Genomic DNA, 25,082 nt, shown 5'->3' on the forward strand with positions numbered 1-25,082 from the left:
GATGAGTTACTGCTCTAAATTGGCAGCCGCACAACGCAGAGCACATCGTTGACGTAGCGCCCATCGCGCTTGTATTCGCGGTAGCCGCGCGAGCGCGCGCACCCCACGGCATACAGTACACCGTCTACAGATTCGAGCTGCGAGGTGCATTCACCCTGCCCAAGGGCCATCCATTGGGGCTGTAGCTGACAGTTTTCGCCGGGATGCATGTGGGCTTCGCTGGCGGCCACAAGGATTCCGCCCGCTTCGGCAAAAAAGCTTGCCGCACCGGTGATCACTGCGCCATCCCCATTCTTGGGCAGGGTATCGCCCAGCATGTCCGCAAACTGCGGCAGGGAATCGAAAACAATGCCTATGCCGCCAACGGCCTGCCCCCCCTGTGGAGCAAACACGGGAGCGCTGTACACATAGGTTGGTTGCGCCGCGCCCTTGGGGTGATACAGTTCAGTAGCACGAAAGGGTGATACGGAAAAATCGTCCGAATCCTTGAGCGACAACGTGCGGCGCACATACTCCTCGCCTATCTGCTGTCCGTAGAGGCCACGTTCCCCGGCCTGCGAACAGGCCACTACAGTTCCGCGCGCATCGTAGAGAAACAGGTTTGAATACACCGTGTAATAGCTGTTGATGTATTCCAGAATATCCTCGAGCCGAGAGAGGTCGCCCCTGCTGATGGACGGCTGCGCAAGGATACGCCGAAAATCCGGCGTCAGCGCCCACCAGCGGCAGTCGTTGGCCCGCTCATACAGGTTACGATCCATTATTTCCACGGTTATGGAGGCCAGAAACGAGGCATCGTTCAGGCGCGAGGCCGTTACCGTTTTCAGCAGGCCATCAGTGAAATAATGGAACTCATGCTCCATCTCGATGCCCATTTTGCGCACGGCATCCAATATGGGCGGCAGAGCCTGGGCGGCATGGCGCTCGTCTTCCCGCGCGTTGCCGCTTTGACGGGCGGCCATTATCTGCCCGTTGAGCGCCGCCAGCGTCAGATCGCCCATAACATCGCCAGCCTGCTCTTCAATACTGGTCAACTGGGCGGAGAATCCCGCTTCCCGCCGCACAAGGGCAACATCAATCCCTTCTGCCGCCTTGCTGGCAAAAGCGCTTTGCGCGTTGCGCAGGACGTGGGTTTGCCATGCCTGCCCTTCATAGCCCTGATAGCCTTCTGAAGGACGCGAGACCGCCAGGGTTGCCTTGCTGGCATGGGAGGTCACGGCAAAGCTGTCCTCCGGGGTGCGGGCAAAAGAGCGCCCGATGGGAACCATCCGCGTATCGCTGCTGGCAAAGGCCTGACCTTTTTCGTCCAGCAGCAGGATGACCATATCCTGTGCAAACCGCGCCATGCCCGCAAAGAGGTCTGCGGTTTCACCGTCCATATCAAATACAAGACAGAGCACGCCCAGGGGTTCGGTGACGCCTTCGGCCCGGATAGCATGGGAATATACAAGGGCCGACCTGCCATCGGGGGCGAGGTCTGTGGGCCGAAATGTTTCCACAAATTCCGGCGCGCCCAGAGTCTGCCTGACCAGCGGATCGTTTGAGACGCTCACCGGCCTTTTGGTATCAAGCTGCACGCACACCCGACCCTGCGGATCAAGTACCAGAATGTCACGGTACACGCTGTATTTTGAGCGGTAGGCAGCAAGCCGGGCGCGTAGCGTGGGCACATCGCATGCGCCGCTCTGCAAAAAACCCACAATTTCGCCATCTGTTGCCAGAAAGCTCACGTCCGCAGTGCGCTCATAAAGATTGCGCTTGATGATGTCCATCACCACCTGGGCTACGGGCGACATTTCGCGCACGGCTTTTTCAAGCAGTTTTTCGCCCAGCATGCTGGTCATGTCCTGCCGCAGCAGTCCAAAAGTATCACGGGTTTTGAAGATGAAATCAAAGAGGGTGGCGGCAATGGCGTTGCAGTTGATCTTGCCCGTGAGGGCAATCCACGTCCATTGCCGTTCCAGTTGAGAAAAAACCGTGTGGCACCGCCTGATATCAGGCATAAAGGGAATCAGCTGCTCAACGGCCTCTTTCGTGGACGCATGGGGGTCGCGCACAATCACCTCGCTCGGATTTTCTCTTGGCGCCGCAACGCAGAGCAAAAGAACGGACAATTAATAATCCGTTGCAAATTACAGTAGCTGTATCAAAACTCAAGCGGGGGGGCAAAGAACCTGTGAAAAATTTGCTCAAAAGTCAATGCTACTCTGATTTTTTTTAAGGAGGTATTTTTGCGCATCCAGAGGTTTGTCTTATTAAAAATGATAAGCAACAAACTACAAATTTGTTAGCACACTAATCATTCATGGCAGTCAAATACATTTCATATTTTTGTATTTGAGCATGTATTCAATACATACAATCAAATTATTATTTGCATTGCGGACAGAGCAGCACACCATACGCTTATCGACAGCATAATAAAAACTTAAGGGCATTTGTCTGAAAGGCATCCCATTCATGGCAGGGAACCCTGAGCCACCACAAAAAAATCAAGCGGGCGGCGCAGATAACAACACCCCCGCAGGGCATGCCCTGCGGGGGTGAACTATCTGAAGAACGGCAAGGATACTGCCGCTCGCGGTGTTGATGCTTTAGCTGTTCTTGCGCTTGCCTGCGGTCTGGTAGCGCTTCATGGCCGAAAGTTCGGCCTTGCGCAAACGGATGGAAAGAGGCGTGACTTCCACCAGTTCATCTTCGCGCACAAAGTGCAGGGCGTGTTCAAGGGTCATTTTTTTCACCGGGGTGAGGGTGACGTTTTCGTCCTTGCCCGAAGCGCGCAGGTTGGTGAGCTTCTTTTCCTTGGTGGGGTTAACGTCGATGTCGTTATCGCGGTTGTGTTCGCCCACGATCATGCCCTCGTACACCGGGTCGCCGGGTTCCACAAACAGAACGCCGCGCGGCTCAAGGTTAAAGAGGGCGTAGGCCACGCCTGCGCCAGCGCGGTCGGCAACGATGGAACCCGTGTAACGTGTGGGGAAGTCGCCGCGCCATTCTTCGTAGCCTTCCACATAGGAGTTCATGATGCCGGTACCCTTGGTATCGGTAAGGAACTCGTCGCGGTAGCCGATAAGGCCGCGCGAGGGCACGCTGAATTCAAGGCGCACACGGCCCGTGCCGTTGTTGACGCAGTTGAGCATACGACCCTTGCGCTGGGCCAGCTTGTCCGTCACCACGCCCATGAACACTTCGTCGCAGTCCACGTACAGGCGTTCGATGGGTTCGATAACCTTGCCGTTTTCGTCCTTGCGCAGAATAACTTCGGGGCGGCCAACGGAAAGTTCAAAACCTTCGCGGCGCATGGTTTCGATAAGAATAGCCATCTGAAATTCGCCACGGCCCTTGACCAGGAAGGCGTCACGGTCAGCGGTGTTTTCCACGCGCACGGCCACGTTACGCAGGGTTTCCTTGACCAGGCGGTCATAGATGGCGCGGCTCTGCACAATCTTGCCCTCGCGCCCGGCAAGGGGAGAGCTGTTGATGCCAAAGCGCATGGCCACGGTGGGTTCGTCCACGCGGATACGGGGCATGGCGCGGGGGTTGTCGCGGGTGCAGATGGTATCGCCGATGGTCACATCTTCAATACCTGCCAGAACCACGATATCACCGGGCAGGGCCTTTTCCACTTCCACCACCTGCAATCCGTCATACACCTGAAGTTTGGTGGCGCGCAGGGGCTTGGGCTGACCATCCTCGCCAATGCAGGCCAGGGATTCCTTGGCGTAAACCGTGCCGTGCATGATGCGGCCCACGGCCAGACGCCCCAGATAGTCGGAATAGTCGAGGTCGGCCACCAGCATCTGGAAGGGCTGATCGGGATCATAGCCGGGACCGGGAATGTATTTGACGATGGCATCAAACAGAGGCGAAAGGTCCTTCTGCTCGTCATCAATATTGTTCATGGCCACGCCAGCGCGCCCAATGGCGTACAGCACGGGGAATTCAAGCTGGTGCTCGTTGGCGTCCAGGTCGATGAACAGGTCGTAAATTTCGTTGAGCACTTCCTGGGGGCGGGCGTCCTTGCGGTCAATCTTGTTGATGACCACAACCACGGGCAGACCGGCCTCAAGGGTTTTGCGCAACACAAAACGCGTTTGCGGCAGCGGCCCTTCAGAAGAGTCCACCAGCAGGATCGCGCCGGTAGCCATGGAGAGCGAGCGCTCCACTTCGCCGCCAAAGTCGGCGTGGCCAGGGGTGTCAATGATATTGATCTTGACCCCTTTCCAGTTGACGGCGCAGTTCTTGGCGGCAATGGTGATGCCGCGTTCGCGTTCCAGATCCATTTTGTCCATCACGCGGTCGTCAACCTGCTGGTCGGCGCGGAACACGCCGCCCTGCTTGAACAGACCGTCCACGAGGGTGGTCTTGCCGTGGTCAACGTGGGCGATAATGGCGACGTTACGAAGGGATTCATTGTGCTGCATGGCTTTGTGCCCTTAAAAAAACACTGGGTAGTGCGGTTTTGTTCCCCGCCGGGGAGAGATTCCGACTGGCAGCGAAGCTGCGCCAGTTCAGCGCCGGGTGCGGCCGACGCAGGCAGGGGGAAAAACCGGCAGTCGGTATTGTTTGTTCTTTAATGATGTCCGGGCCGCGCTTTTACGCACTTTTCAGAGTTTTGTCACCATAGCGCGGATGAGCCGACCCAGATTTTTGCCCGCCACAGCGGCCACTGCGAGGATTTCTTCCAAGGGGGCCGGGGTCATGCAGTCAGGTAAATTTTTATTGGTCAAACATGAAAGGCCAAGTACACGCATGCCCATATGACGTGCCGCAATGATCTCAAGTACAGTGCTCATGCCCACGGCATCTGCTCCCCACTGTCGATACATGCGTGTTTCTGCGGGCGTTTCCATTTCCGGCCCATGCACGCCAATGTATACGCCGCGCTCAAGCCGCAGGCCCATTTTTGCTGCGGTTTCCATGGCCATCGCCCGCAAATCCGCGTCCAGAGGCGCGCACATGTCGGGGAAGCGCGGCCCCCACTCCTCAGCGTTGATTCCGGTAAGGGGCGAATGCCCGGTATGGTTGATTATGTCGCTCATGCACATGATGCCGCCAGCATCGAACTGCGGGTTCAGGCCGCCCGCTGCATTGGTAATGACAAGCGTTTTTACGCCCATCAGCGCCATAACCCGCACCCCCATACAGACTTCTGCCGGGGTACGCCCTTCATAGAGATGACAGCGCCCCTGCTGGATAAGCGCATAGCGCCCGATGGAGTCGTCCTCGCCGCATGCGCCGGCAAACCGCCCCCATACAAATGCGCCCGCATGCCCTTCCACGCTGGAGGCAGGAAAACCCGGCAAGTCGGTATAGGGAACAACAACGCGGTCTTGCAGCTTTTCTGCCAGGGCAGAAAGCCCCGTACCCAGCACAATGCCCACAGGTGCATCCGCATCGGGCGCGGCCTTGGGATCAAGCCTGCGCGCTCCCAAGGGCAAGGCCAGAGGCCCTTGCGCGGCCTGAATGGCGTCACGCAGTGCCGTTGCGGCGCGCTGGACATCCTGAAAATTTTGCATAGAATCCCCTCCTGAAAAATACGCTCAGTGGTCTGCTGTCAGGCCGCAATCCGCGCCGCGCGTTCCTTTGCCGCTGCGCGGCTTTTTGTGCCGGACAGCCCCTGCGCGAGTGGATTTTCGCGCCAAAAGCGGGTAAGAGGTGCGGATGCACAGTCTGTATAGCTCGCCAATCGACACCCCACAAGGGGGGAGCGGGCAACGAAACAGAACCGTAACACCCCGCGATGCAAATCCAAACTCCGGCACGCGCTCGCTCCGCCTCTTGGGCAATCGCGGTCTTGCCGGGCATAAACCAACACAAAAAAGCGCAATTCAATGAGGGAGACAGGCTTGGACAAAGCTCAGGACAGCATTCCCCTGCAAAAGCACAAAATTCTGGTGGCCAACCGTGGCGAGATAGCCATGCGCATCATGCGCGCCTGCCGCAAGCTTGGAGTGGCCTTTACCGCCATCTTCACGGCTGAGGACGCGGCATCGGGCCATGTGCGCCTGGCGCGCGAACAAGGCGGAGAAAAAAGCCTGTACCGCGTGTCGTCTTACCATGACGCCAACGAACTTATGGCCGTGGCTGATGAGGCGGGCTGCACAGCAGTTCACCCCGGCTACGGTTTTTTTGCCGAGGATTTTCGTTTTGCACGCCGCGTAACCAAACGCGACCGGAAACTTATCTTCATCGGCCCCTCGTGGAAAATCATTCGCGAGCTGGGCGACAAAATCAACACCAAACGACTGGCGCGCAGCCTGGGCGTACCCACCGTTCCCGGTTCAGACCGCCCCATCTATGACGAGATGGAAGCCGAACGCATCGCCAAGAGCGTGTTCGAATTTCAGGATCAGCAGGGCATCACGCGCCCGCTGGTGCTGGTCAAGGCTTCCGCTGGCGGCGGCGGCATGGGCATTGAGGAAGTGTACGACCCGGATCAGTTCCGCTCGGTCTACCGCCGCATCCGCAGCTACGCCCTGCGCCAGTTCAAGGATGAAGGCGTGCTCATCGAGCAGCGCATTACAGACTTCAACCATCTTGAAGTACAGGTTGTTTCTGACCGTTCGGGGCATAACCCCGTACACTTTGGCACCCGCAACTGCTCCATCCAGTCCACTGGCCGCCAGAAGCGCATTGAGGTCGCACCGGGCTTTGCGCCCGAAGAACTCAAATACACCTTCGATGCGGGCAAGGTGCTGCGCGATATTGTTGACTACTCCCTCACTATGGCCCGCAAGGTGGGCTACGACAACGTGGGAACCTGGGAATGGATTGTGACCCGCAAGGGCGAACCCTTCCTGATGGAAGTGAACACGCGCATTCAGGTGGAAAATGGCGTTTCGGCACGTATTTCAAAGGTGAACGGCAAGGGCGATGTGGACCTCATTGCCGAGCAGATCCGCATTGGCCTTGGCGAGCCTTTGGGCTACGGGCAGTCGGACATCACCTTTGAAGGTCTGGGCATTGAATACCGCCTGATCGCCGAAGATCCGGACAGCAACTTCACCCCCTGGGTGGGTCGCATTGAAAAATTTGCGTGGAAAGACCAGCCCTGGCTGACCATGCTTACCCATGTTCCGACAACCGAGCCTTACGAAATTCCCACAGAGTTTGACCCCAACCTGGCCCTTGCCATCATCTGGGGCAAAGACCTTGAGGAAGCCAAGGCCCGCGGCCTTGAATTTCTTGGGGATCTGCGGCTGGAGGGACACAATGCCTCGGGCGAGGAGCTGAAGTCCAACGTCAACTTCCTTGCGGCCAACACAGAGCGCATTTTGCGCTTCTGACGGGGACCAGCCCATGAGCACGGCACCGTCCACACATCAGGCGCAGGTTTCCGCAGACAGCGGAAGCTCCAGTGCTCTGGCCGGGGCGATAACTTTATGCCCCCAGTATGGACGCATGCTGGCAGACAAGCCATTGGCCGCCCGGAATTCCGGGGATTTCGCCTACCTAAAAAAACCAGTCTAGCTGGCCCCAATATACTATGGACAACAACATCGAAAAACGCATCCAGAGTCTGCGCGACAGACTTACCTATCTGGTGGACATATTCGCCGGCAAGCACAAGGACAACGCCGACCTGCTTGAAGAAAAGCTGACCGCCTTTACTGCGCGCGTCCGCTCCGGCAATGTGGAAGACCCCTATGCCGAACTTGCCACGGTAGAAGACCTTTTCAACTATGTGGAACGCCGCCTTGAGGGCAGCATCACGCCCATGGACAAGGTGCGCATTGTACGCCACTCCCAGCGTATCTGCCTGCGCGACATACTTGAAAACGTCTACGACAACTTCACCGAAGTGGGCGGCCAGGACGAGCACAGCCTCGACCCCAGCATGCTCATTGCCCGTGCGGTCATTACCCGCCGCCGCGGCAAAAAGGTATACACCCAGTCCGTCATGGTTATCGGGCAGGAAAAGGGCCACGGCGCGGAATTCCGCAACGGCGGCTCGGTCAAGCCCTGGGGCAACGCCAAGGCGCAGCAGTACATGCGCGTGGCCGAGACCGAAGGGATACCTGTTCACACCTACATATTCACGCCTGGCTCGTATCCCATTGAGGATTACCCCGGCGCGGCGCAGCAGATCGCCCGCAACATTTACAGCATGGCCGGCCTGCGCGTGCCCGTTATCGCCGTTATTTCCGAGGGCGGTTCCGGCGGTGCGGAAGCCATCGGCCTTGCCGACAAACGCCTGATGCTCTCGCACGGCTACTATTCGGTTATTTCGCCCGAAGGCGCCGCCGCCATTGAAGGCCGCATCAAGGCTGGCCAGCGCGCCACGACCGAGCTGATTGAAAGCTGCGCCAATAACCTCAAGATGACAGCGCAGGACAACCTCAAGTTCGGCTACATCGACCGCGTGGTGCAGGAGCCGCCTCTGGGCGCACGCCCCTGGCACTTCGACTTTTTCCGCAATCTGCGACAGGAAGTGCTGCGCGCCACCGATGAGGTTGTGATCTCCACGCGCACCGTACCCGGCCTCAAAGGCCTGGCCCTGGCCCGCGTGCGCAAGCCCGATGCCAACCTGGACGAAATGTACACCCGCTGGGGGCTGACCTCTGCCGCCAAGGACAGGCTGCGCGAACGCCGCCAGCAAAAGTTCCTGCGGCTTTCGCGTCAGGCAGCGCGCGACAGGCGTCCTTTCTTTACCAAGATGGCCGTTGCCACCTGGGACTGGCTCACCAAGCCGTGGGTCAGCTTCAAGTACGATTTCTACCGCAAGCACCAGATGCGTATCCGCACCTTTATGGAAGAAATCGACAACGAGTGGGAAGTGTTCAAGAGCCGCCTGCTGGCCCCCTGGCACAAGCTCACCCGCAAGCTGCCCAGCGCCAAGGCCGAAAGCAGCAAGGTCAAGGAACTGACCGCCCTGTCCACGTGGTCGGACGACGGCCGCCGCAGCCGGTGGAACTACATTTCACCGCGCTACAAGACAGACCGGGCCATCACCTGCCCCAACAGCGCCGCCTATGGCTGCCTTGACCTGTGGGGGCCTGACCTCTTTGCCGAATTCGCGGGCGTGTGCAGCCACTGCGGCTACCACTTTCCCATGGAGCCGGAATGGTATGTGAAGAACGTCTTTGACCTCGGCTCGGTCTTTGAATTCAATAGCGAGATTGAGGCGGGCAACCCCCTTGATTTCCCCAACTTCGGCGACCGCATTCTTGACGCGCAGAAGAAAACCGGAGCCAAGAGCGGCTGCATGACCTTTGAAGCGCGCATAGACAATACCAAGATGGTCGTGGCCATGCTCATGGGCACCTTCCGGGGCGGCTCCGTGGGCGCGGCGGAAGGCTACAAGTTTGTGGAAGCCGCCCAGCGCGCCGCCAAGAAGCGTTATCCCTTCCTGGCCTATGTGCACGGCACGGCGGGCATCCGCATTCAGGAAGGCACGCACGGCGTTATCCAGATGCCCCGCTGCACGGTTGCTGTGCGCCGCTACATCGAATCCGGCGGCCTGTACATGGTGCTGTACGACACCAATTCCTTTGCCGGGCCTGTGGCCAGCTTCCTCGGCTGCTCGCCCTACCAGTTCGCGGTGCGCTCGTCCAACATCGGCTTTGCCGGGCCGGGCGTTATCAAGGAAACCACGGGCATGGACATCCCGCCCAAGTATCACCGCTCGTACCGCGCCCTTTCGCGCGGGCACATTCAGGGCATATGGGACAGAAGGGAAGTGCGCGCCAACCTCAAGCAGGCCCTGCTGACCATTGGCGGCAGAAACCTGTATTACAGATAGCGCCCCACTGCGTAGAAAAACAACAAGTATTCCGAGTGACGCGGCGGCCGGGAACAGTCCGGTCGCCATGCGCCGGAGGTTTGGGGGCAGCAGCCCCACCAGCCGGAGCGTCGCCAATATATAACGTTAACGGACCCAAGCATGATAAACATATCTGCACTGCTGGACGAAATAAAGGCTTCGCCCTACCGCGAAATAGTCATCAGCACGCCCCACACGGGCAAGGTGACCTTTGCTGGCATAAAACAGGGCGACAAAGTGGTAGGCCCGCAGGGCCAGTGGAAGGAAAAGCCCGGAACGCTCATTGCCACGCTTGAGCGCGAACGCAATCCCAAATCCATCTGCGCCAACGAAAAAGGCGAGATCAGCCTTCTGCACACAGAGCTTGAAGGCGCATTTGTGGAGGCAGGTACCCCCCTTGCCGTGGTGCGCCACATGCTCACCCGCGCAGAGGTGGAACGCATCCTGCTCAAAAAAGCCCTGCATCTTTTTGTTGCGCCCGAGCGGGCCAAGTACTACTTCACACCAGAGGTGGACAAAAAAATCCGCGCGGCTGATTCACAGTCGGTGGCCGTGCGCGAAGGCATGGAACTGCTCATCATGTCGCGCATGAAGCGCGAGGTGCCGCTGGTCTATACGGGGCCTGCGGGCGTTATCTATGCCGTCTACTTCACCTATAACGAGAACATCGACGCCGGAGCGCCCCTCATTGGCGTATGCCCGCAGGATCAGCTTCCCGCCATTCAGGAAGTCATCATGCGTGTGCAGACCGAATGGACTGAAAAAGACTAGGCTCTCCTGCCAGCACAGGCCGTTGGCCCTGCGCACGCTGCCGCAAGCAGCGAGCCTGGGCGCGGCAAACTCGCATATGGGCGGCCCGCCGCCAAGGAGCACCTATGGGCAATGCACTGCAAATCCGCGTGAGCGCCGTCACCTGGAACGAAGACCTGCTGGAAAAACTCTGGCCCAAACTTACAGAGCTGGCTTTCAGCGTTCCCATCAAGCACGAAAAGCACGGAGTGCTTGAAATGGTGCGCGCGCTGGATGAAGGATTGCAGTTTTTGCCCTGGTCGCCAGCCCGCCGCAAGGCCCTTGGCCCCGGCATTCTTGAAGCCGCAAGGCTCAAGGCCGAACTGGAAGCGGCCCTTGCCGAATGGCAGCCGCGCGAAGCCAACAAATTGAGCGACGCCATTGAAGACGTGCTGGATCAGCTCGAAAAGGCGTTTGTAGCCTGAGTCTGAAACTCGAATACCACCTTGGAGCATCACCATGCTGAATAAAGTAATGATTATTGGCCGTCTGGGCCGCGACCCCGAGCTGCGGTACACCCAGAGTGGTTCGCCCGTTGCCACCCTGAATGTCGCCACCGATGAATCCTACACCGACCGTGACGGCAACAAGGTGGATCGCACTGAATGGCACCGCGTTTCTGTTTTTCAGCGTCAGGCGGAAAACTGCGCCAACTTTCTTGCCAAGGGCAGCCTGATCTACGTGGAAGGCAGCCTGCAAACCCGCAAATGGCAGGATCAGCAGGGCCAGGATCGCTATACCACAGAAATCAAGGCCCAGCGCGTGCAGTTTCTTGACCGCAAGGGCGGCGATGCCCCCCGCGAAGGCGGCGGTGGCCGTGGCTTTGAAGACGACTACGGCGCGCCCGCTGCCTCTGCGGCTCCGCGCGGCAATGCCCCTCGCGGCGGCCAGGGTGCGCAGGGCGGACGCGGCGGTAATGCCCCCCAGGGTGGCAGCCGCAAGCCTCAGCCCATGGACGACGATCTCGGCCCGGCCTTTCCTTCCGAAGCCTCCAACATGGACGATGTGCCGTTCTAGGGGCTGATTCCCTCTCCGAGTAATAACCGCAAGGCGTGGATGCTGCATCCACGCCTTTTTTGTTGATTCAGGTTTGCCACAGGTCTCGGCATCGAGGTTGAGAAAAATTTCCCCCAGTCAGCAAATTTCTATCCAGGCAAACAGTCTTTCGCCGTATTTCGCTGCCCGCAAGCAATCACGCCAGTTCGCGCAACATAGCCTAGCAAAAGACTTTGCGAAAAAAAGCGCACTTTCACATGTTTTTTCGGGTTCAGGCACATTTTTATTGTGAATCCCCCTTCTCTTTTTGCGCGATTCAGCGTATAGGTATCAGTGAATTTTCCGTATTACCCGCAGTGGCTGTGGTTTTTTTGGCGAGTAGTCAGGAAAAGTTTTAAGAGGTAGTTGACTTTTTGTTAGATTATTCACAAGATGCGAACTGAACGCTGCCCTTCCGCATGGCGACGCGGCCACGGAAGGATGCCCACATAACTAAAACACGGAGGATTTCGCAATGTCCAAGCTGGTAGCTCCTCATGGCGGTAAGGGTCTGGTCTGTTGCCTTCTGGAAGGTAAGGCCTTGGATGACGAGAAGAAAAAAGCCGCAGGCCTGAAGCAGATCGAGATTTCTTCCCGCGCCAAGGGCGACCTGATCATGATGGGCATTGGCGGTTTCTCGCCTCTGAACGGCTTCATGAACAAGGCCAACTGGAAGAGCGTCTGCGAAAAGATGACCCTTTCTGACGGCACCTTCTGGCCCGTGCCCGTTACCCTTGATGTTCCCGCTGCTGACGCCAAGGCCCTCAAGGTCGGCGAAGAAGTGGCCCTGGTTCGCAAAGGCGAAATCATGGCTACCATGAAGGTCGAAGAAGTCTATGAAATGACCGAAGCCGACAAGAAGTGGGAATGCGAACTGGTGTTCAAGGGCACTGGCCCTGACTCCGAAAAGTTCTGGGAAGTGGCCCCCAACGACCACCCCGGCGTGAAGATGGTTCTGGCTCAGAACGAATTCAACGTTGCCGGTACCGTTAAGGTTCTTTCGCAGGGCGAATTCCCCGAAAAGTTCCCCGGCGTGTACATGACCCCTGCTCAGCTGCGCGCCAAGATGGACGAACGCGGCTGGCAGAAGGTTGCCGCTCTTCAGCTGCGCAACCCCATGCACCGCTCGCATGAATACCTGGCCAAGATCGGCGTGGAAGTTTGCGACGGCGTGGTTATCCACTCCCTCGTGGGCTCCCTGAAGCCCGGCGACATCCCCGCCGAAGTGCGCGTGAAGTGCATCGACACCCTGGTTGACAAGTACTTCGTGAAAGACTTTGTCATTCAGGCTGGCTACCCCCTGGACATGCGTTATGCCGGTCCCCGCGAAGCCCTGCTGCACGCCACCTTCCGCCAGAACTACGGCATCAACAACCTGCTGGTTGGCCGCGACCACGCTGGCGTGGGCGACTTCTACGGCATGTTTGAAGCCCAGGAAATCTTCCGCAAGATCCCTGTGCCCGCCGAAACCGGCAAGCGTCTGCTCTGCGAACCGCTGAACATTGACTGGACCTTCTACTGCAAAAAGTGCGACGGCATGGCCAGCATGCGCACCTGCCCCCACACCAAGGAAGATCGCGTCATCCTGTCCGGCACCAAGCTGCGCAAGATGCTTTCCGAAGGCGCGGAAGTGCCGGATCACTTTGGCCGCGCTGAAGTGCTCGTCATCCTGCGCGAATACTATGCCAGCCTGACCGAAAAAGTTGAAATCAAGATGCAGCGTGCGGCCTCCGGCTCCACCATGTAAGCTTGACCGCAGCAACACAACGCGAGAGGACGCCCGAAAGGGCGTCCTTTTGTTTTCGCTGCATCCCCAATACGCCCCAGCAGTTATGCCCCAATGCGGTCAGACCTGTTTAATTGGGCACGTTGCCAGCCCTTGCCGCATGCGGACTGGAATAACGGTGTACGCCATACTTCTGCCACATCCCCTGTAATATAGTTTTGCACTGCGCCGAGTTGCCGCACACCACCACGTAACAGAGATGGTGCCGCGCTTTACGAAAAAGCAAAAACAGCCTATAACCTGAAACGAGTTGCATGAGATCGCGGCTACAGCCCGATGTTTCGGCGGGCCTAATGATGGTCAGTACCGGGCCTGTCGCGCAATTGCTGCACCAGCCGAAAAGCTATTACATCCACAGGTACCTATGAACCGAACCCATCAAATATTTCCCGGCATTCTGAGCATGGCCGTTCTGGCTGCGGCCTTCTGCATCTGGAGCGCCTTTGGCAACGAAGTGAACCTGTGCGTAACTTCGGGCTGCGCCCTGTTTCAGGATACGTCCATTGCGGGCATATCGCTTTGGTGGGCTGGCGGGGTCATGTTTACGCTGCTTGCCGCAGCAGCCTTGATGGGTGCGGCCCAATTGGGCCTGATTCTGGCGGGTCTGGCCCTTCTGGGCGATATCTGCCTCCTGCTGCTCATGGCGGTCACGGCCCCTTGCGTGAGCTGCCTTATTGTGGCCTGCTTTTTTGCCATGATCTACGCTGGCTTTCGGCAGGCGGCGCAGCGCAGCCGCTCCGGCCTTCCGGCGGACAAGCCGGGCCGTTCGCTTCTGCTGGTTCTCTGGGGTCTGCTGGTTATCGTCAACGCCGGTACCGCCCTGCGCACCCAGGCGGACGTGTGGGCCATCACGGACAACAGCAACGAAGCCAGCGTGCGCATGTTCTTTTCTCCCTCCTGCCCCAGTTGTCAGGAAGGCATCGCCCTTCTCTCCGGCCATGTGGATGTGGCCTTCTACCCTCTGGCAGAAAATGAAGCCGACATTCATACAGTTGCGCGCATGCTGCGCCTCATGGATAACGGCGCAAGCCTTTCTGAAGCCCTGACCAAGGCAAAAGACATTGCCGCGCCAACGGGCATGGCCGCCACCGCGCCAGATATGCTGTTGCTGCGCCTGCGCATGTTGCGCAACAAGGCCCATGTGTTCATGGCCGGTTCGCAGACTGTTCCCTTTTTTGAATACCACGGCTTGCCCGCCATGCTGAAAAAGAATACCAAGCAGCAGGCAAGCCAGGCTTCTTTGCCGCAAGTTCCTACTCCCCCCCCGGCAGCAGGCAGTGCAGATTTGCCGCTTGACCCGCAAGTGGCTGGTCAGTGTTCTGGCACAACGCCCTGCCCCTAGGCAAAGTTGGCTCCAGTTCTTTTTGCCTCCGGCTCAGGAACTGCGCGGGTCGATTTAGCTTGCCCAGGCATAGCCTTAAACGGCCCTGGCTTATAGCGCCCACCGGGGCCTTGTGCAAAAAATGACAAACCTTGCGTTTTAAAAGCGCAAAGGGGCTTGACGCCCTTTGCGCTTACTATTTATATGAGAGAGCCTTAGACAAAAGGGCACGGGGACAGAATGAAAGCAATCGACGTGTTTCGTAAACACAAGAGCGAGATGGTGCGTTTATGGACAGACTCCGTATTCGACACCTATCCATTTGAAACAACAGGTTTTCTTCGCACAAAAGACGACCCCTTCGGCAATCCTGTAGCAAACATGACCAAGGAAGCCGCAGGGGCCGTGTACGATGCCGTTACCGGCGAATCCGTGGAAGTGGCCCAGACCCGCAAGGCAATGGACCGCTTTATCAAACTGCGGGCAGTGCAAAAATTCTCCCCCAGCCAGAGCCTGGCGGTGTTCAGCCTCATGAAGCCTCTTCTGCGGCAACACGTCATGCCTGAACTTATGGCCCAGGACGACCTGGCGGCCTACCTTGAGACCGAATCGCGCATCGACAGCCTGACGCTCCTGGCCTTCGACATGTATATGGAAGACCGGGAAATTCTGGCTGAGTCGCGCATTACGGAAATACGCAACCAGCACGCCCAACTGGCGCGCTGGGCGCAACAACTGGAAAGCGGAGCTGTTCCTTCTGGGGACAACCGCTGACATTCCGCGTTCATTAGGCCGTAGGGCCTGACCGTGGGCTTTGCAGCATGCGGGCCAGAGATCTCTCAAATCCCGTGGTGGGCTTTTGAGGCAACTTTAGTGGAAGTGAGGTAGGGAATGTTCAATTCATTACTGCTGGTGCTGCTCATAGGAGCCATCGCCTGGGCGGGAGCGGCCATAGGGCTTGCGGGCCTGTTCGGCGTGGCGCTGCCTTATGTGGCAGTAGTCGTGTTCATCGCCGGTGTCGTCTGGCGCATGGTGTACTGGGCCAAATCGCCCGTGCCCTTCTGCATCCCCACCACAGGTGGGCAGGAGCAGTCGCTTGACTTCATCAAGCAGGCAAAAATCGACTGTCCCAGCACAACTTGGGGTGTTGTGCAGCGCATGTTTCTGGAAGTGTTCTGCTTCCGTTCGCTGTTCCGCAACACGGTTGCGGAAGTAAGGGAATTTGATCCCGTCAGCAACGGGCCGCGCACCATCTATTATTCCTCCAAGTGGCTGTGGGTTTTTGCCCTGCTGTTCCACTACTGCTTCCTGCTGGTTTTTATCCGTCACTTCCGTTTCTTTATGGAACCCGTGCCTTCCTGTATTCGCTTTCTGGAAAGCATTGACGGCATCATGCAGTTTGGCTCGCCCCGCTTCTTCTGGACGGGCGGCCTGTTGCTGGTAGCGCTGCTGTTCCTTCTGGGACGCCGCCTGTTCAACGAACGCCTGCGCTACCTTTCGCTTGCCAACGATTACTTCCCCCTGTGGCTGATCATCAGCATCGTGGGTACCGGCATCTGCCTGCGCTATTTCGACAAGACCGAAATCGCCCAGGTCAAGATTTTCGTCATGGGCCTGACCCACTTTGCGCCTGTGTCCACCGTGGGCATCAACGCCCTGTTCTTCACGCACCTTACTCTGGTCTGCGTACTGCTGATTTACTTCCCCTTCTCCAAGCTCATGCACATGCCGGGCGTGTTCTTCAGCCCCACGCGCAACATGGCGAATAATTCCCGCCGCGTGCGCCACATCAACCCCTGGAATCCGCCCAAGCAGTACTTCACCTACGCCGAGTACGAGGATACCTACCGCGACGCCATGGCCGATGCCGGGCTGCCGCTGGAAAAGCAACCCGAAAAGGCCGCCGAGTAAGGAGTTTCCACGATGGCAAAATTACCTACGCCGCAAATGCTTGTGTCCAGCCGCCCGGCCTTTCCCGCCCAGGACTGGCTTGACACCAAGCCCGAATTTACACCGGGCAGCTTCTGCTACCCGGCCAAGCAAGAGACCATGGAACTTCTGCACATGCCCAATCCCCACGAATGGGATCCGGCGGCAGAAGACTGGAACCTGCCCGAAAACTGGGAACAGATTCTCTGCGACGCTTTTGAAGAACGCCTTGAAAAACACCGTTCGCTCAAGCTGTTCATGGATATCTGTGTGCGTTGCGGCGCCTGCGCCGACAAATGCCACTTCTTCCTGGGCACCAATGATCCCAAAAACATGCCCGTGCTGCGCGCCGAGCTGCTCCGTTCGCTCTACCGCCGCGACCACACCATGCTGGGCAAGATCCTCGGCAAGAAAGTTGGCGCTCGCGGCTGGGACAAGGAAGTAGTGAAGGAACTCTTCTACTACGCCTACCAGTGCACCGAATGCCGCCGCTGCTCGCTCTTCTGCCCCTACGGCATCGACACGGCGGAAATCACCGCCATCGTGCGCGAATTGCTGCATGAAGTGGGCCTTGGCATCCACTGGATCATGGACCCGGTCAAGAACTGCAGCTTCACCGGCAACCACCTTGGCATCAAGCCCCACTCCTTTGTGGAAATCGTGGAAATGCTGGCCGATGACTGCGAAACCATCACCGGTATCCGTCCCAAGACGCCCTTCAACGAAAAGGGCCACGAAATCCTGTTCATCACGCCCTCCGGCGACGTATTTGCCGACCCCGGCATCTACACCTTCATGGGCTATCTGATGCTCTTCCACGAGCTGGATCTGGACTACACCTTCTCGACCTACGCTTCGGAAGGCGGCAACTTCGGCTCCTTTACCACGTTCAACATGGCAAAGAAGCTCAACGCCAAAATGTACGCCGAAGCCGAGCGTCTGGGTTCCAAGTGGATTCTGGGCGGCGAATGCGGCCACATGTGGCGCGTGATCAACCAGTACATGGACACCTACAACGGCCCGTCGCCCTCGCACATGACGACGCCTGTTTCGCCTTACACCGGCACGGTGTTCCAGAACGCGGCTTCCACCAAGATGGTGCACATTGCCGAGTTCACGGCTGACCTGATCCACCACAACAAGCTGAACCTCGACCCCAGCCGTAACGATCATATCATCACCACCTTCCATGACTCGTGCAACCCTGCGCGCGGCATGGGCCTGCTTGATGAACCCCGCTATGTGCTCAACGCCGTGTGTAACAACTTTGTGGAAATGCCCGAGAACACCATCCGCGAGCAGACCTTCTGCTGCGGCGCGGGTTCCGGCCTCAACACAGAAGAAATCATGGAACTGCGCATGCGTTCCGGCATGCCGCGCGGCAATGCCCTGCGCTATGTGCAGGAAAAGCACGGCGTCAACCACATGGCCTGCGTGTGCGCCATCGACCGCGCCACCCTGCCCCCGCTGGCCAATTACTGGGCGCCCGGCGTCAATGTAAGCGGCCTGCACGAACTGGTGGGCAATGCCCTTGTGATGAAGGGCGAGTGCAAGCGCACCATGGATATGCGCCAGGAAGACCTGCCCAACGTGGTAGAGGATGATGACGCGCCCGAGGCGCAGGGGGAGGGTCAATAGATGTATAACTCCAAAGCAGTAATTCTTGGGATCATTATCTTTGTGGTCCTGTTCACCTCCCCGTTCTGGGCAAGCATGCTGGGCAAGTCCTATACCAGCACCGGCATTGCGCTGCCCAAGAATGAAAAAGAGTGTGTGGAAAATGTGGATTTCATGCGCGACAAGCACATGCAGCTGCTCAACGAGTGGCGTGATGAAGCCCTGCGCAACGAAAACCGCACCTATGTGGCATCCAACGGTAAAAAGTGGACCATCAGCCTGCAGAACACCTGCATGAAGTGCCACACTGACTACAAGGGATTCTGCGAAAAGTGCCACGTGGCCAACAGCGTTGATCCCTATTGCTGGACCTGCCACATCATTCCCCAGGGGAGCAAGTAATGAACAAGAGCAGAAGAAGCTTTCTGAAAGTGGCGGGGCTTTCTGCCTGTGCCCTGAGCAGCGGGTTGGCTGGCCTTGGCGCCTTGTCCGGCGTTGCTCAGGCCAAGATTGCCCCCGGTCACTATGAAAAAGGTGCCAACGCCCTGCACGCCAAGCGCTGGGCCATGGTTATCGATACGCGCCAGTTCAACGGCCCCAAGGACTACGAACCGCTTATCGAAGCCTGCCATAAATTCCACAACGTCCCGCACGTTCCGGGCGATCAGAACATCAAATGGTTCTGGCTTGATTCATTCGAGCACACCTTCCCTGATGAAATGAACGCCTTTTTGGACAAACGCCGGGCCGAAGCAAGCTATCCGCTGCTGTGCAACCACTGCACCAATCCGCCCTGTGTGCGCGTTTGCCCCACGCAGGCCACCTACAGGATGGAAGACGGCATTGTGGCCATGGACTACCACCGCTGCATCGGCTGCCGCTTCTGCATGGCTGGCTGCCCCTACGGCGCGCGTTCCTTCAACTTCAAGGATCCGCGCAAGTTCCTGGCAGATCCCGTGCCCAATCCGGCCTTCCCCACGCGCATGATCGGCGTGGTGGAAAAATGCACCTTCTGCGCCGAGCGTCTGGCCGTTGGCCAGTTGCCCGCCTGCGTTGAAGCTTCTGGCGGCAAGATTCTCTTCGGCGACCTGGAAGACCCCAATTCAACGGTGCGGCAGGCTTTGTCCGCCAACTACAGTATACGCCGCAAGCCCAACCTGGGCACGCAGCCCGGCGTTTACTACCTCATATAGGGAGGACAGGCCATGGTTGAAAAATTGCTCGAAGGTCCCAAGACCTACTACTTGTGGCTGCTCTTCCTGCTCTGCGTGATCGCAGGCTGCGGCATTGTGTATCTGGATCAGCTCCAGAACGGTCTGTCTGTGACCGGCATGAGCCGCGACGTTTCGTGGGGGCTGTATATTTCGCAGTTCACCTACTTCGTCGGCGTTGCCGCCTCAGCCGTTATGCTGGTGTTGCCCACGTACTTCCACCACTATAAAAAATTCAAGCGCATGATCATTTTTGGCGAATTCATGGCCGTTGCGGCCGTGGTCATGTGCGCCCTGTTCATCGTGGTTGACCTTGGGCAGCCCCAGCGCATGCTCAACGTTATGCTGCACCCCACGCCCAATTCCGTCATGTTTTACGACATGCTGGTGCTCATTGGCTACCTTGGCCTGAACATCATCATCGGTTGGGTGACCCTTGAAGCCGAGCGTCACGAAATCGATCCCCCGAAATGGATCAAGCCCCTCATCTATCTTTCGATTCTGTGGGCCTTCTCCATCCACACGGTGACCGCCTTCCTGTACGCCGGCGTTCCTGGCCGCCACTACTGGCTTACCGCCATCATGGCTGGCCGCTTCCTGGCTTCCGCCTTCTGCTCCGGTCCTGCCATCCTGATGCTGCTCATGCTCTTGCTGCGCCGCCTCACCGGCTTTGACGTGGGCAAGGAAGCCGTGAAGACCCTGACCACCATCATCGTGTACGCCATGTGCGTGAACGTGTTCTTCTTTGTGCTGGAACTGTTCACGGCCTTCTACAGCAATATTCCCGGCCACATGGAGCCCATCCACGTGCTGTTCTTCGGTCACGGCGGGCATCTGCTGTGGGTGAGCTACTGGATGTGGGCTGCGGTTATCATGGCCTTCGGTTGCCTTGCCATTCTTATTCCGCCCAAACTCCGCACGCACCCCACGCTCATGCCCATCGCTCTGGCCATGCTCGTGGCTGCTTCGTGGATCGACAAGGGTCTTGGCCTTCTGATTGGCGGTTTCACCCCCAACATGTTTGAAGCCATCACTCCCTACATGCCCACTGGTAAGGAAATTGCCGTGGCCCTTGGCGTGTACGCCGTGGGCGCGCTGGTAGTCTCCCTGCTCTGGCGGATTGCGCTTGGCGTGAAAAAAGAAGTGAACCACTTCTCTGACTAACCGTCAGGTACGTGTACTCAAACGCCCCCGCGTCGCCGACGCGGGGGCGTTTTGTCTTGCTGGCTGGGGCCTGTCGCCGCATAGCCGCAAGTAGCACAAGCAATGATCCAGCGTAACCGTGACGGCATTTCTTCAACCGCAAGCTTGACTCGCACCCATGCTCGCGGGCATAGTATCAGCCATTCCCCGTTATTTTATTCGCAAGGAGCCATGGATGCATCAAGCGCTCAAAGACGCCATAACCATAAGCAAAACCCTGTTGCGCAACGGCTATGACGCTCATGTTATCAACGCCCCCTTGCAGGAGCACCTGCTGGAAAACGCCACGCAGCCCACTGTGGATATTGCCTGCGAGCCGGATCTCGATACGCTTATCAAGCTTTTTCCCAAGGCAGTGCCACAGCACGACAAGCGCGCTCTGGCAACGCTGGAAGAAAACGGCTTTATTTTCTGTTTTTATCCCCTGGAAGTAGCTGCTGCCGGACACCCGGAACTTTCCCTGCTGCGCATCACGCCTACCATGATGGACAGGATGCCTCATGAGGAGCAGCTCAAGCTGCGTATCACAGGCTTTGGCAGCCCTGAAACCACGCAGGATGCCTACGACGGTTTTGAAGACGTCAAGGGCGGCGCTATCCAGCTTGCGGGCCTTCCGGATGAAACCCTGCGCCACAATTACCTGCTGGCGGTACGCGCCCTGCGTTTTGCAGCCAATTTTGACCTGCCCATCGAGCCCAACACATGGCTTGCCATTGTGCGCGCCTCAAGCCGCGTGCTTGATTACGTCCCGGCTACGGACATCATGGACGAATGGCGCAAAGTTGCCGCCGAATCCATGTACCGATTTGTGCGCCTGCTCTTTGATTCGCATATCCTTCAGGGGCTTATCCCCGAAGTGGCCTCCCTCTCCTGCCTCACCCAGATGCGCAACAAGGAAGGCGACACGGAAAACGTGTTTGAACACACGCTTGAGTGCATGAAGCACTACCCTGAAGAAGATTTCCACTACGACTGGCTTGGCACCATGGCCATGCTGTTCCACGATGTGGGCAAGCTCTACACCGGCGAATATTTCGACGGCATCTGGACGTACTACCAGCACCACCGCGTTGGCGCCAAGGTGACGCGCAAGATACTGCGCCGCCTGCACTTTGCACAGGAAGATATCGACCTGCTGTGCCATCTGGTGCGCCACCACATGCGCTTCCACTTCATGATGACCGACAGGGGCATTCGCCGTTTCAAGGCGCTGGACGACTACCCCCGGCTTATCGCCATGGCCAGGGCCGACCTCAAGGCCCGCGACGGCATTCTCACTTCGTTCAACCACAATATGAAGTATCTGGATCGCGCGGAAACGCCGGAACAGATGCTGGAACCGCTGCTGAACGGCAATGAGATCATGAGCGAAACCAAGCTGTCGCCAGGCCCGCTGGTGGGCATTATTCGTGACGCGCTGTTGCAGGCCCAGATTGCAGGCGAAGTTACGGATGTTGAATCCGCTGTGACCTTTGTGCGTAATTACGCGCGCAAATCAGTGGGATAACCGGCCAACCGCCTATGCTGACACTATGGGCGTTCCTTTGGGAACGCCCTTTTTTGCTTGTTCACAGCCTATAAACGCGATGTTGCTGGCATGAAAATTTCTTGCCCATCTGCGCCAAACATCGTAGTTCAACTGCCAGTGCGCAACATATTTGCACCACAAAACCCTATCTAATTCCGGCAGAACATATGACCAATCTTCTCAACCTGACCCTTCCCGAACTGGAAAACTGGCTTCAAACCGAACTGGGCGAGCGCAAGTTCCGCGCCATGCAAATTTGGCAATGGCTATGGCAACGCATGGTTCGCGACTTTGAATCCATGACCAATATTTCAAAAGACTGCCGCGAAAAGCTGACTGCCAAGGCTGTCATTGTCTGGCCGGAGGTAGTCACGGTTGAGAAAAGCCAGGACGATACCACAAAATTTCTGCTGCGGCTTGAAGACGGAGCCCTGGTTGAAACAGTGCTTATTCCTTCGGACTCGCGTGAGGGCGTACGCCGCTGGACGCAGTGCGTGTCCTCGCAAGTGGGCTGCGCCATGGCCTGTACCTTTTGTTCCACGGGACAAATGGGCTTTGAACGCAACATGACCATGGCCGAAATTCTGGGGCAGATACTTGTGGCGCGTGCGCACCTGGGTGATGACAGGCCGGAATGGCCCATGCTGCGCAATATTGTGTTCATGGGCATGGGCGAGCCACTGCTCAACATGCGCGAGCTCATGCGCTCCCTTGAAGGCCTGAATAATGCCAAGGGGCTGAATTTCTCACCCCGCCGCATCACAGTTTCCACATGCGGCATTGAAAAAGGGCTGCGCGAGCTGGGAGATAGCGGCCTTGCTTATCTGGCGGTTTCGCTGCATGCGCCAACGCAGGAACTGCGGGCGAAAATCATGCCCAAGGCCGCACGCTGGCCTCTTGACGAGATGTTTGAAGCGCTCAAGTCCTACCCGCTTAAAACGCGGGAGCACATTACTTTTGAGTACCTGCTGCTGGGCGGGGTCAACGACGGGCTGGAACAGACCAGGGATCTGGCCCGGCTGGTGGGCGATGTGCGGGGCAAGCTGAACCTTATTGTTTACAATCCCGCGGAGGGCGCACCTTACGCCGCCCCTACGGAAGAAAGCGTACTGGCCTTTGAGCAGTACCTCTGGAAGCGCAAGATCACGGCCATTCTGCGCAAGAGCAAGGGGCAGGACATCAAGGCAGCTTGCGGGCAGCTTAAAGCTGACCGGCAGGCACAATTGGACTGAACGGGCAAGCCTTATGCTGGAATAGCTCTAGCGTTGGGCCGGACGCCGCCTTGAACCGCCGCAGCACGTGTCTGCCCCATCGCGTGGTTTCAGCCAGCCGTAACCGCCGGTCCAGCGGCGACAGAGCCTGTAAATCAGCAGGGGAAGCAGGGCTAGGGCGCACACAAGATGCAGCATTTTGACGTAGGCATACACGCCATCATACAGAGAAAAATTGGGCATATTGTGGACGATGAGCGCCAAACCGCTGATGGCCAGCCCTATCAGCAAAATAATGCGCAGCAAGCCGCACCGCGTCAGGCAGTAGGCACTGCGCCCCTGAAGGCGCCAGACGGTAAAGGCGTACGTTCCCAAGAACAGCAGTGCCGCAGAAGAATAATAATGCGCAACAGATGGCGACCAGTTGGAACTTTGAATCAGCCCATATCTTCCAGCTTGCGGCAGATGCGCAAGGCCGCTCCACACGGCTGTGAGCATGCTGGCCAGCCACAATACACTGAAGAATGAGGAAAAAAGCGAGGGCTGGTTTTTCATGGCTTGCGCCTCATCTTTCTTTCACGCCACAGTCTTAGGCCAGCCAGGGCCGCTCCTGCCACTGGGGCCAGCAGAACAGCCTTCAGCAGGCTGTTTTCCTTATCCATACTGGCGCCAGCCGGGCGCAGGCTCGGCATACCAAAGCCTACCTTTCCCTGACGCAGCATGTTGGCCTCGATATCGCGAAAAAGCACCGAAGAAACATAGATGGTGTTTGTTCCGCCATTTTCTTTGAGCCCAAAAATATCCCCACCCCGCTGTTCCGCCATTTCCTTGGCCAGCGTTGCCATTTCCTCACGAGGTCCTATGCGCATGGCCCCCTGCGGACAGGCCGTCACGCAGGCAGGGCTTTCGCCAGCCTTGAGCAGAGAACTGCAATAATCACATTTGAACATCTGCCCGTTGCCAACATATCTGGGCGCAAGATTCAGGTAAGGCCCAACCCCCGCCTGGCGTTGCGGGATACCCCACGGGCAGGCCCGGTCGCAGGGGCCATCCCCCAGACAGGTGCTGCGGTGGGAGTAAACTGCGCCTTCGTTGCTTTGGCGCAAAGAGCCAGTGCTGCACAACGTGACACATTGGGGGTTCAGACAATGCAAACAGCGCCGCGGCAAATATATCCGCCGCTCCACACCGTTAACCGTGATGGAGCACGACTGGATGAAAAGCCAGTTATAGGGAGTAAGCCGGGAGACTTCATCGCGGCGGGTCGACCAGTCATTGCCGCGCACCCATGAGGGGTAAGGCCGGGGGATCGGCTGAGTTGGGACGGGGATTTCTGACAGATTTCTGTCGCGGCAGGCTGAGACACAGGCTCCGCAACCATTGCAGAGATCCACATCAATGATGGTGGCACGGTCAGCACCGTTACCCTGGCTCTGTACCCCCGAGGCCAGGGAAGATGCCGCACCCGCCAGCGATAAGCCAGCAGTGCCTGCCATGGCCTTGATGACTGACCTGCGCTGTAAAAACAGTTTGTTGCCCATGGGAATGCCTTGCCTGTTACTGTCTTGCAGTAATCCTATAGGCCTGCCTTTACCGTGGCGTCAACGTCTCAGGCAATTTGTCCGGCAAGGTCTGGTCATCCGGGGAATGGTTGTCCCTCCATCCACAGCACGGCAACTGACTGTC

Annotated in this window: 20 protein-coding genes; 15 read left to right on the plus strand and 5 right to left on the minus strand. The window is 57.9% G+C overall.

Annotated elements, in window-relative coordinates:
* Nucleotides 1-14: 14 nt before the first annotated feature.
* The 3 genes from NE637_RS04605 to NE637_RS04615 all read right to left on the minus strand — a co-directional run bounded on the left by NE637_RS04605 (nt 15) and on the right by NE637_RS04615 (nt 5,519).
* Nucleotides 15-2,003: a cache domain-containing protein gene (locus NE637_RS04605; RefSeq protein ID WP_233483352.1), complete on the minus strand. Its 1,989-nt coding sequence runs from the start codon at nt 2,001-2,003 to the stop codon at nt 15-17.
* Between the two features lie 591 nt (nt 2,004-2,594).
* The gene (gene typA, locus NE637_RS04610; protein ID WP_227118068.1) at nt 2,595-4,424 is read right to left on the minus strand and encodes a translational GTPase TypA; all 1,830 of its coding nucleotides are present in this window, start codon (nt 4,422-4,424) and stop codon (nt 2,595-2,597) included.
* A 183-nt stretch (nt 4,425-4,607) separates the two neighbouring features.
* Nucleotides 4,608-5,519: a purine-nucleoside phosphorylase gene (locus tag NE637_RS04615; protein WP_215648370.1), complete on the minus strand. Its 912-nt coding sequence runs from the start codon at nt 5,517-5,519 to the stop codon at nt 4,608-4,610.
* A 315-nt stretch (nt 5,520-5,834) separates the two neighbouring features.
* On the opposite strand from NE637_RS04615, the gene NE637_RS04620 reads away from it, so the two are divergent.
* The 15 genes from NE637_RS04620 (at nt 5,835) to rlmN (ending at nt 23,417) form a co-directional block, all read left to right on the plus strand.
* The gene (locus NE637_RS04620) at nt 5,835-7,289 is read left to right on the plus strand and encodes an ATP-binding protein (RefSeq protein ID WP_022659771.1); all 1,455 of its coding nucleotides are present in this window, start codon (nt 5,835-5,837) and stop codon (nt 7,287-7,289) included.
* Nucleotides 7,290-7,489: 200 nt separating this feature from the next.
* The gene (locus NE637_RS04625) at nt 7,490-9,745 is read left to right on the plus strand and encodes an acetyl-CoA carboxylase carboxyl transferase subunit alpha/beta (RefSeq protein ID WP_192112739.1); all 2,256 of its coding nucleotides are present in this window, start codon (nt 7,490-7,492) and stop codon (nt 9,743-9,745) included.
* Between the two features lie 141 nt (nt 9,746-9,886).
* Nucleotides 9,887-10,537 carry a biotin attachment protein gene (locus NE637_RS04630; protein WP_192112738.1) on the plus strand — a complete coding sequence of 217 codons (651 nt, stop codon included), beginning with the start codon at nt 9,887-9,889 and terminating at the stop codon, nt 10,535-10,537.
* Between the two features lie 104 nt (nt 10,538-10,641).
* Nucleotides 10,642-10,980 (plus strand): hypothetical protein, encoded by a 339-nt coding sequence (locus NE637_RS04635; RefSeq protein ID WP_192112737.1) that lies wholly within the window; start codon nt 10,642-10,644, stop codon nt 10,978-10,980.
* A 34-nt stretch (nt 10,981-11,014) separates the two neighbouring features.
* On the plus strand, nt 11,015-11,572 hold the full coding sequence (locus tag NE637_RS04640) for a single-stranded DNA-binding protein (RefSeq protein ID WP_192112736.1): 558 nt from the start codon (nt 11,015-11,017) through the stop codon (nt 11,570-11,572).
* A gap of 493 nt (nt 11,573-12,065) precedes the next feature.
* Nucleotides 12,066-13,337, plus strand: coding sequence for a sulfate adenylyltransferase (sat, locus tag NE637_RS04645; RefSeq protein ID WP_192112735.1), 1,272 nt, complete (start codon nt 12,066-12,068; stop codon nt 13,335-13,337).
* A gap of 403 nt (nt 13,338-13,740) precedes the next feature.
* A complete protein-coding gene (locus tag NE637_RS04650) occupies nt 13,741-14,718 on the plus strand; it encodes a hypothetical protein (protein WP_192112734.1) in 978 nt (325 codons plus the stop codon).
* 219 nt (nt 14,719-14,937) lie between these two features.
* On the plus strand, nt 14,938-15,471 hold the full coding sequence (locus NE637_RS04655; protein WP_215648367.1) for an RsbRD N-terminal domain-containing protein: 534 nt from the start codon (nt 14,938-14,940) through the stop codon (nt 15,469-15,471).
* Nucleotides 15,472-15,588: 117 nt separating this feature from the next.
* The gene (gene dsrM, locus NE637_RS04660) at nt 15,589-16,608 is read left to right on the plus strand and encodes a sulfate reduction electron transfer complex DsrMKJOP subunit DsrM (protein ID WP_192112733.1); all 1,020 of its coding nucleotides are present in this window, start codon (nt 15,589-15,591) and stop codon (nt 16,606-16,608) included.
* A gap of 12 nt (nt 16,609-16,620) precedes the next feature.
* Nucleotides 16,621-18,264 (plus strand): sulfate reduction electron transfer complex DsrMKJOP subunit DsrK, encoded by a 1,644-nt coding sequence (gene dsrK / locus NE637_RS04665; RefSeq protein ID WP_192112732.1) that lies wholly within the window; start codon nt 16,621-16,623, stop codon nt 18,262-18,264.
* Nucleotides 18,265-18,645 (plus strand): sulfate reduction electron transfer complex DsrMKJOP subunit DsrJ, encoded by a 381-nt coding sequence (gene dsrJ, locus NE637_RS04670; RefSeq protein ID WP_192112731.1) that lies wholly within the window; start codon nt 18,265-18,267, stop codon nt 18,643-18,645.
* Entirely contained in the window at nt 18,645-19,436 is a 792-nt protein-coding gene (dsrO, locus tag NE637_RS04675; RefSeq protein WP_022659759.1) for a sulfate reduction electron transfer complex DsrMKJOP subunit DsrO, read from the plus strand. The genes dsrJ and dsrO overlap by 1 nt, the downstream gene beginning before the upstream one ends.
* Nucleotides 19,437-19,448: 12 nt before the next feature.
* Nucleotides 19,449-20,618 carry a sulfate reduction electron transfer complex DsrMKJOP subunit DsrP gene (gene dsrP / locus NE637_RS04680; protein ID WP_192112730.1) on the plus strand — a complete coding sequence of 390 codons (1,170 nt, stop codon included), beginning with the start codon at nt 19,449-19,451 and terminating at the stop codon, nt 20,616-20,618.
* Between the two features lie 214 nt (nt 20,619-20,832).
* On the plus strand, nt 20,833-22,164 hold the full coding sequence (locus NE637_RS04685) for an HD domain-containing protein (protein WP_192112729.1): 1,332 nt from the start codon (nt 20,833-20,835) through the stop codon (nt 22,162-22,164).
* Between the two features lie 188 nt (nt 22,165-22,352).
* Nucleotides 22,353-23,417: a dual-specificity RNA methyltransferase RlmN gene (gene rlmN, locus NE637_RS04690; RefSeq protein ID WP_256267589.1), complete on the plus strand. Its 1,065-nt coding sequence runs from the start codon at nt 22,353-22,355 to the stop codon at nt 23,415-23,417.
* A 27-nt stretch (nt 23,418-23,444) separates the two neighbouring features.
* Here the strand turns inward: rlmN and NE637_RS04695 are convergent, their stop codons facing one another.
* A complete protein-coding gene (locus NE637_RS04695; RefSeq protein ID WP_215648365.1) occupies nt 23,445-23,951 on the minus strand; it encodes a FeS-binding protein in 507 nt (168 codons plus the stop codon).
* Nucleotides 23,948-24,937, minus strand: a complete 990-nt coding sequence (locus tag NE637_RS04700; RefSeq protein ID WP_227118067.1) for a 4Fe-4S dicluster domain-containing protein — start codon at nt 24,935-24,937, stop codon at nt 23,948-23,950. Before NE637_RS04700 ends, NE637_RS04695 begins: the two co-directional genes overlap by 4 nt.
* Between the last annotated feature and the right edge of the window lie 145 nt (nt 24,938-25,082).

The organism is Desulfovibrio desulfuricans, from assembly GCF_024460775.1.
GTDB lineage: Bacteria > Desulfobacterota > Desulfovibrionia > Desulfovibrionales > Desulfovibrionaceae > Desulfovibrio > Desulfovibrio desulfuricans_E.

Bases quoted from the DNA above. Each gene is read 5' to 3' on its own strand.
- NE637_RS04605 (WP_233483352.1), bottom strand. From the start codon at position 2,003: ATGCCTGATATCAGGCGGTGCCACACGGTTTTTTCTCAACTGGAACGG.
- typA (WP_227118068.1), bottom strand. From the start codon at position 4,424: ATGCAGCACAATGAATCCCTTCGTAACGTCGCCATTATCGCCCACGTT.
- NE637_RS04615 (WP_215648370.1), bottom strand. From the start codon at position 5,519: ATGCAAAATTTTCAGGATGTCCAGCGCGCCGCAACGGCACTGCGTGAC.
- NE637_RS04620 (WP_022659771.1), top strand. From the start codon at position 5,835: ATGAGGGAGACAGGCTTGGACAAAGCTCAGGACAGCATTCCCCTGCAA.
- NE637_RS04625 (WP_192112739.1), top strand. From the start codon at position 7,490: ATGGACAACAACATCGAAAAACGCATCCAGAGTCTGCGCGACAGACTT.
- NE637_RS04630 (WP_192112738.1), top strand. From the start codon at position 9,887: ATGATAAACATATCTGCACTGCTGGACGAAATAAAGGCTTCGCCCTAC.
- NE637_RS04635 (WP_192112737.1), top strand. From the start codon at position 10,642: ATGGGCAATGCACTGCAAATCCGCGTGAGCGCCGTCACCTGGAACGAA.
- NE637_RS04640 (WP_192112736.1), top strand. From the start codon at position 11,015: ATGCTGAATAAAGTAATGATTATTGGCCGTCTGGGCCGCGACCCCGAG.
- sat (WP_192112735.1), top strand. From the start codon at position 12,066: ATGTCCAAGCTGGTAGCTCCTCATGGCGGTAAGGGTCTGGTCTGTTGC.
- NE637_RS04650 (WP_192112734.1), top strand. From the start codon at position 13,741: ATGAACCGAACCCATCAAATATTTCCCGGCATTCTGAGCATGGCCGTT.
- NE637_RS04655 (WP_215648367.1), top strand. From the start codon at position 14,938: ATGAAAGCAATCGACGTGTTTCGTAAACACAAGAGCGAGATGGTGCGT.
- dsrM (WP_192112733.1), top strand. From the start codon at position 15,589: ATGTTCAATTCATTACTGCTGGTGCTGCTCATAGGAGCCATCGCCTGG.
- dsrK (WP_192112732.1), top strand. From the start codon at position 16,621: ATGGCAAAATTACCTACGCCGCAAATGCTTGTGTCCAGCCGCCCGGCC.
- dsrJ (WP_192112731.1), top strand. From the start codon at position 18,265: ATGTATAACTCCAAAGCAGTAATTCTTGGGATCATTATCTTTGTGGTC.
- dsrO (WP_022659759.1), top strand. From the start codon at position 18,645: ATGAACAAGAGCAGAAGAAGCTTTCTGAAAGTGGCGGGGCTTTCTGCC.
- dsrP (WP_192112730.1), top strand. From the start codon at position 19,449: ATGGTTGAAAAATTGCTCGAAGGTCCCAAGACCTACTACTTGTGGCTG.
- NE637_RS04685 (WP_192112729.1), top strand. From the start codon at position 20,833: ATGCATCAAGCGCTCAAAGACGCCATAACCATAAGCAAAACCCTGTTG.
- rlmN (WP_256267589.1), top strand. From the start codon at position 22,353: ATGACCAATCTTCTCAACCTGACCCTTCCCGAACTGGAAAACTGGCTT.
- NE637_RS04695 (WP_215648365.1), bottom strand. From the start codon at position 23,951: ATGAAAAACCAGCCCTCGCTTTTTTCCTCATTCTTCAGTGTATTGTGG.
- NE637_RS04700 (WP_227118067.1), bottom strand. From the start codon at position 24,937: ATGGGCAACAAACTGTTTTTACAGCGCAGGTCAGTCATCAAGGCCATG.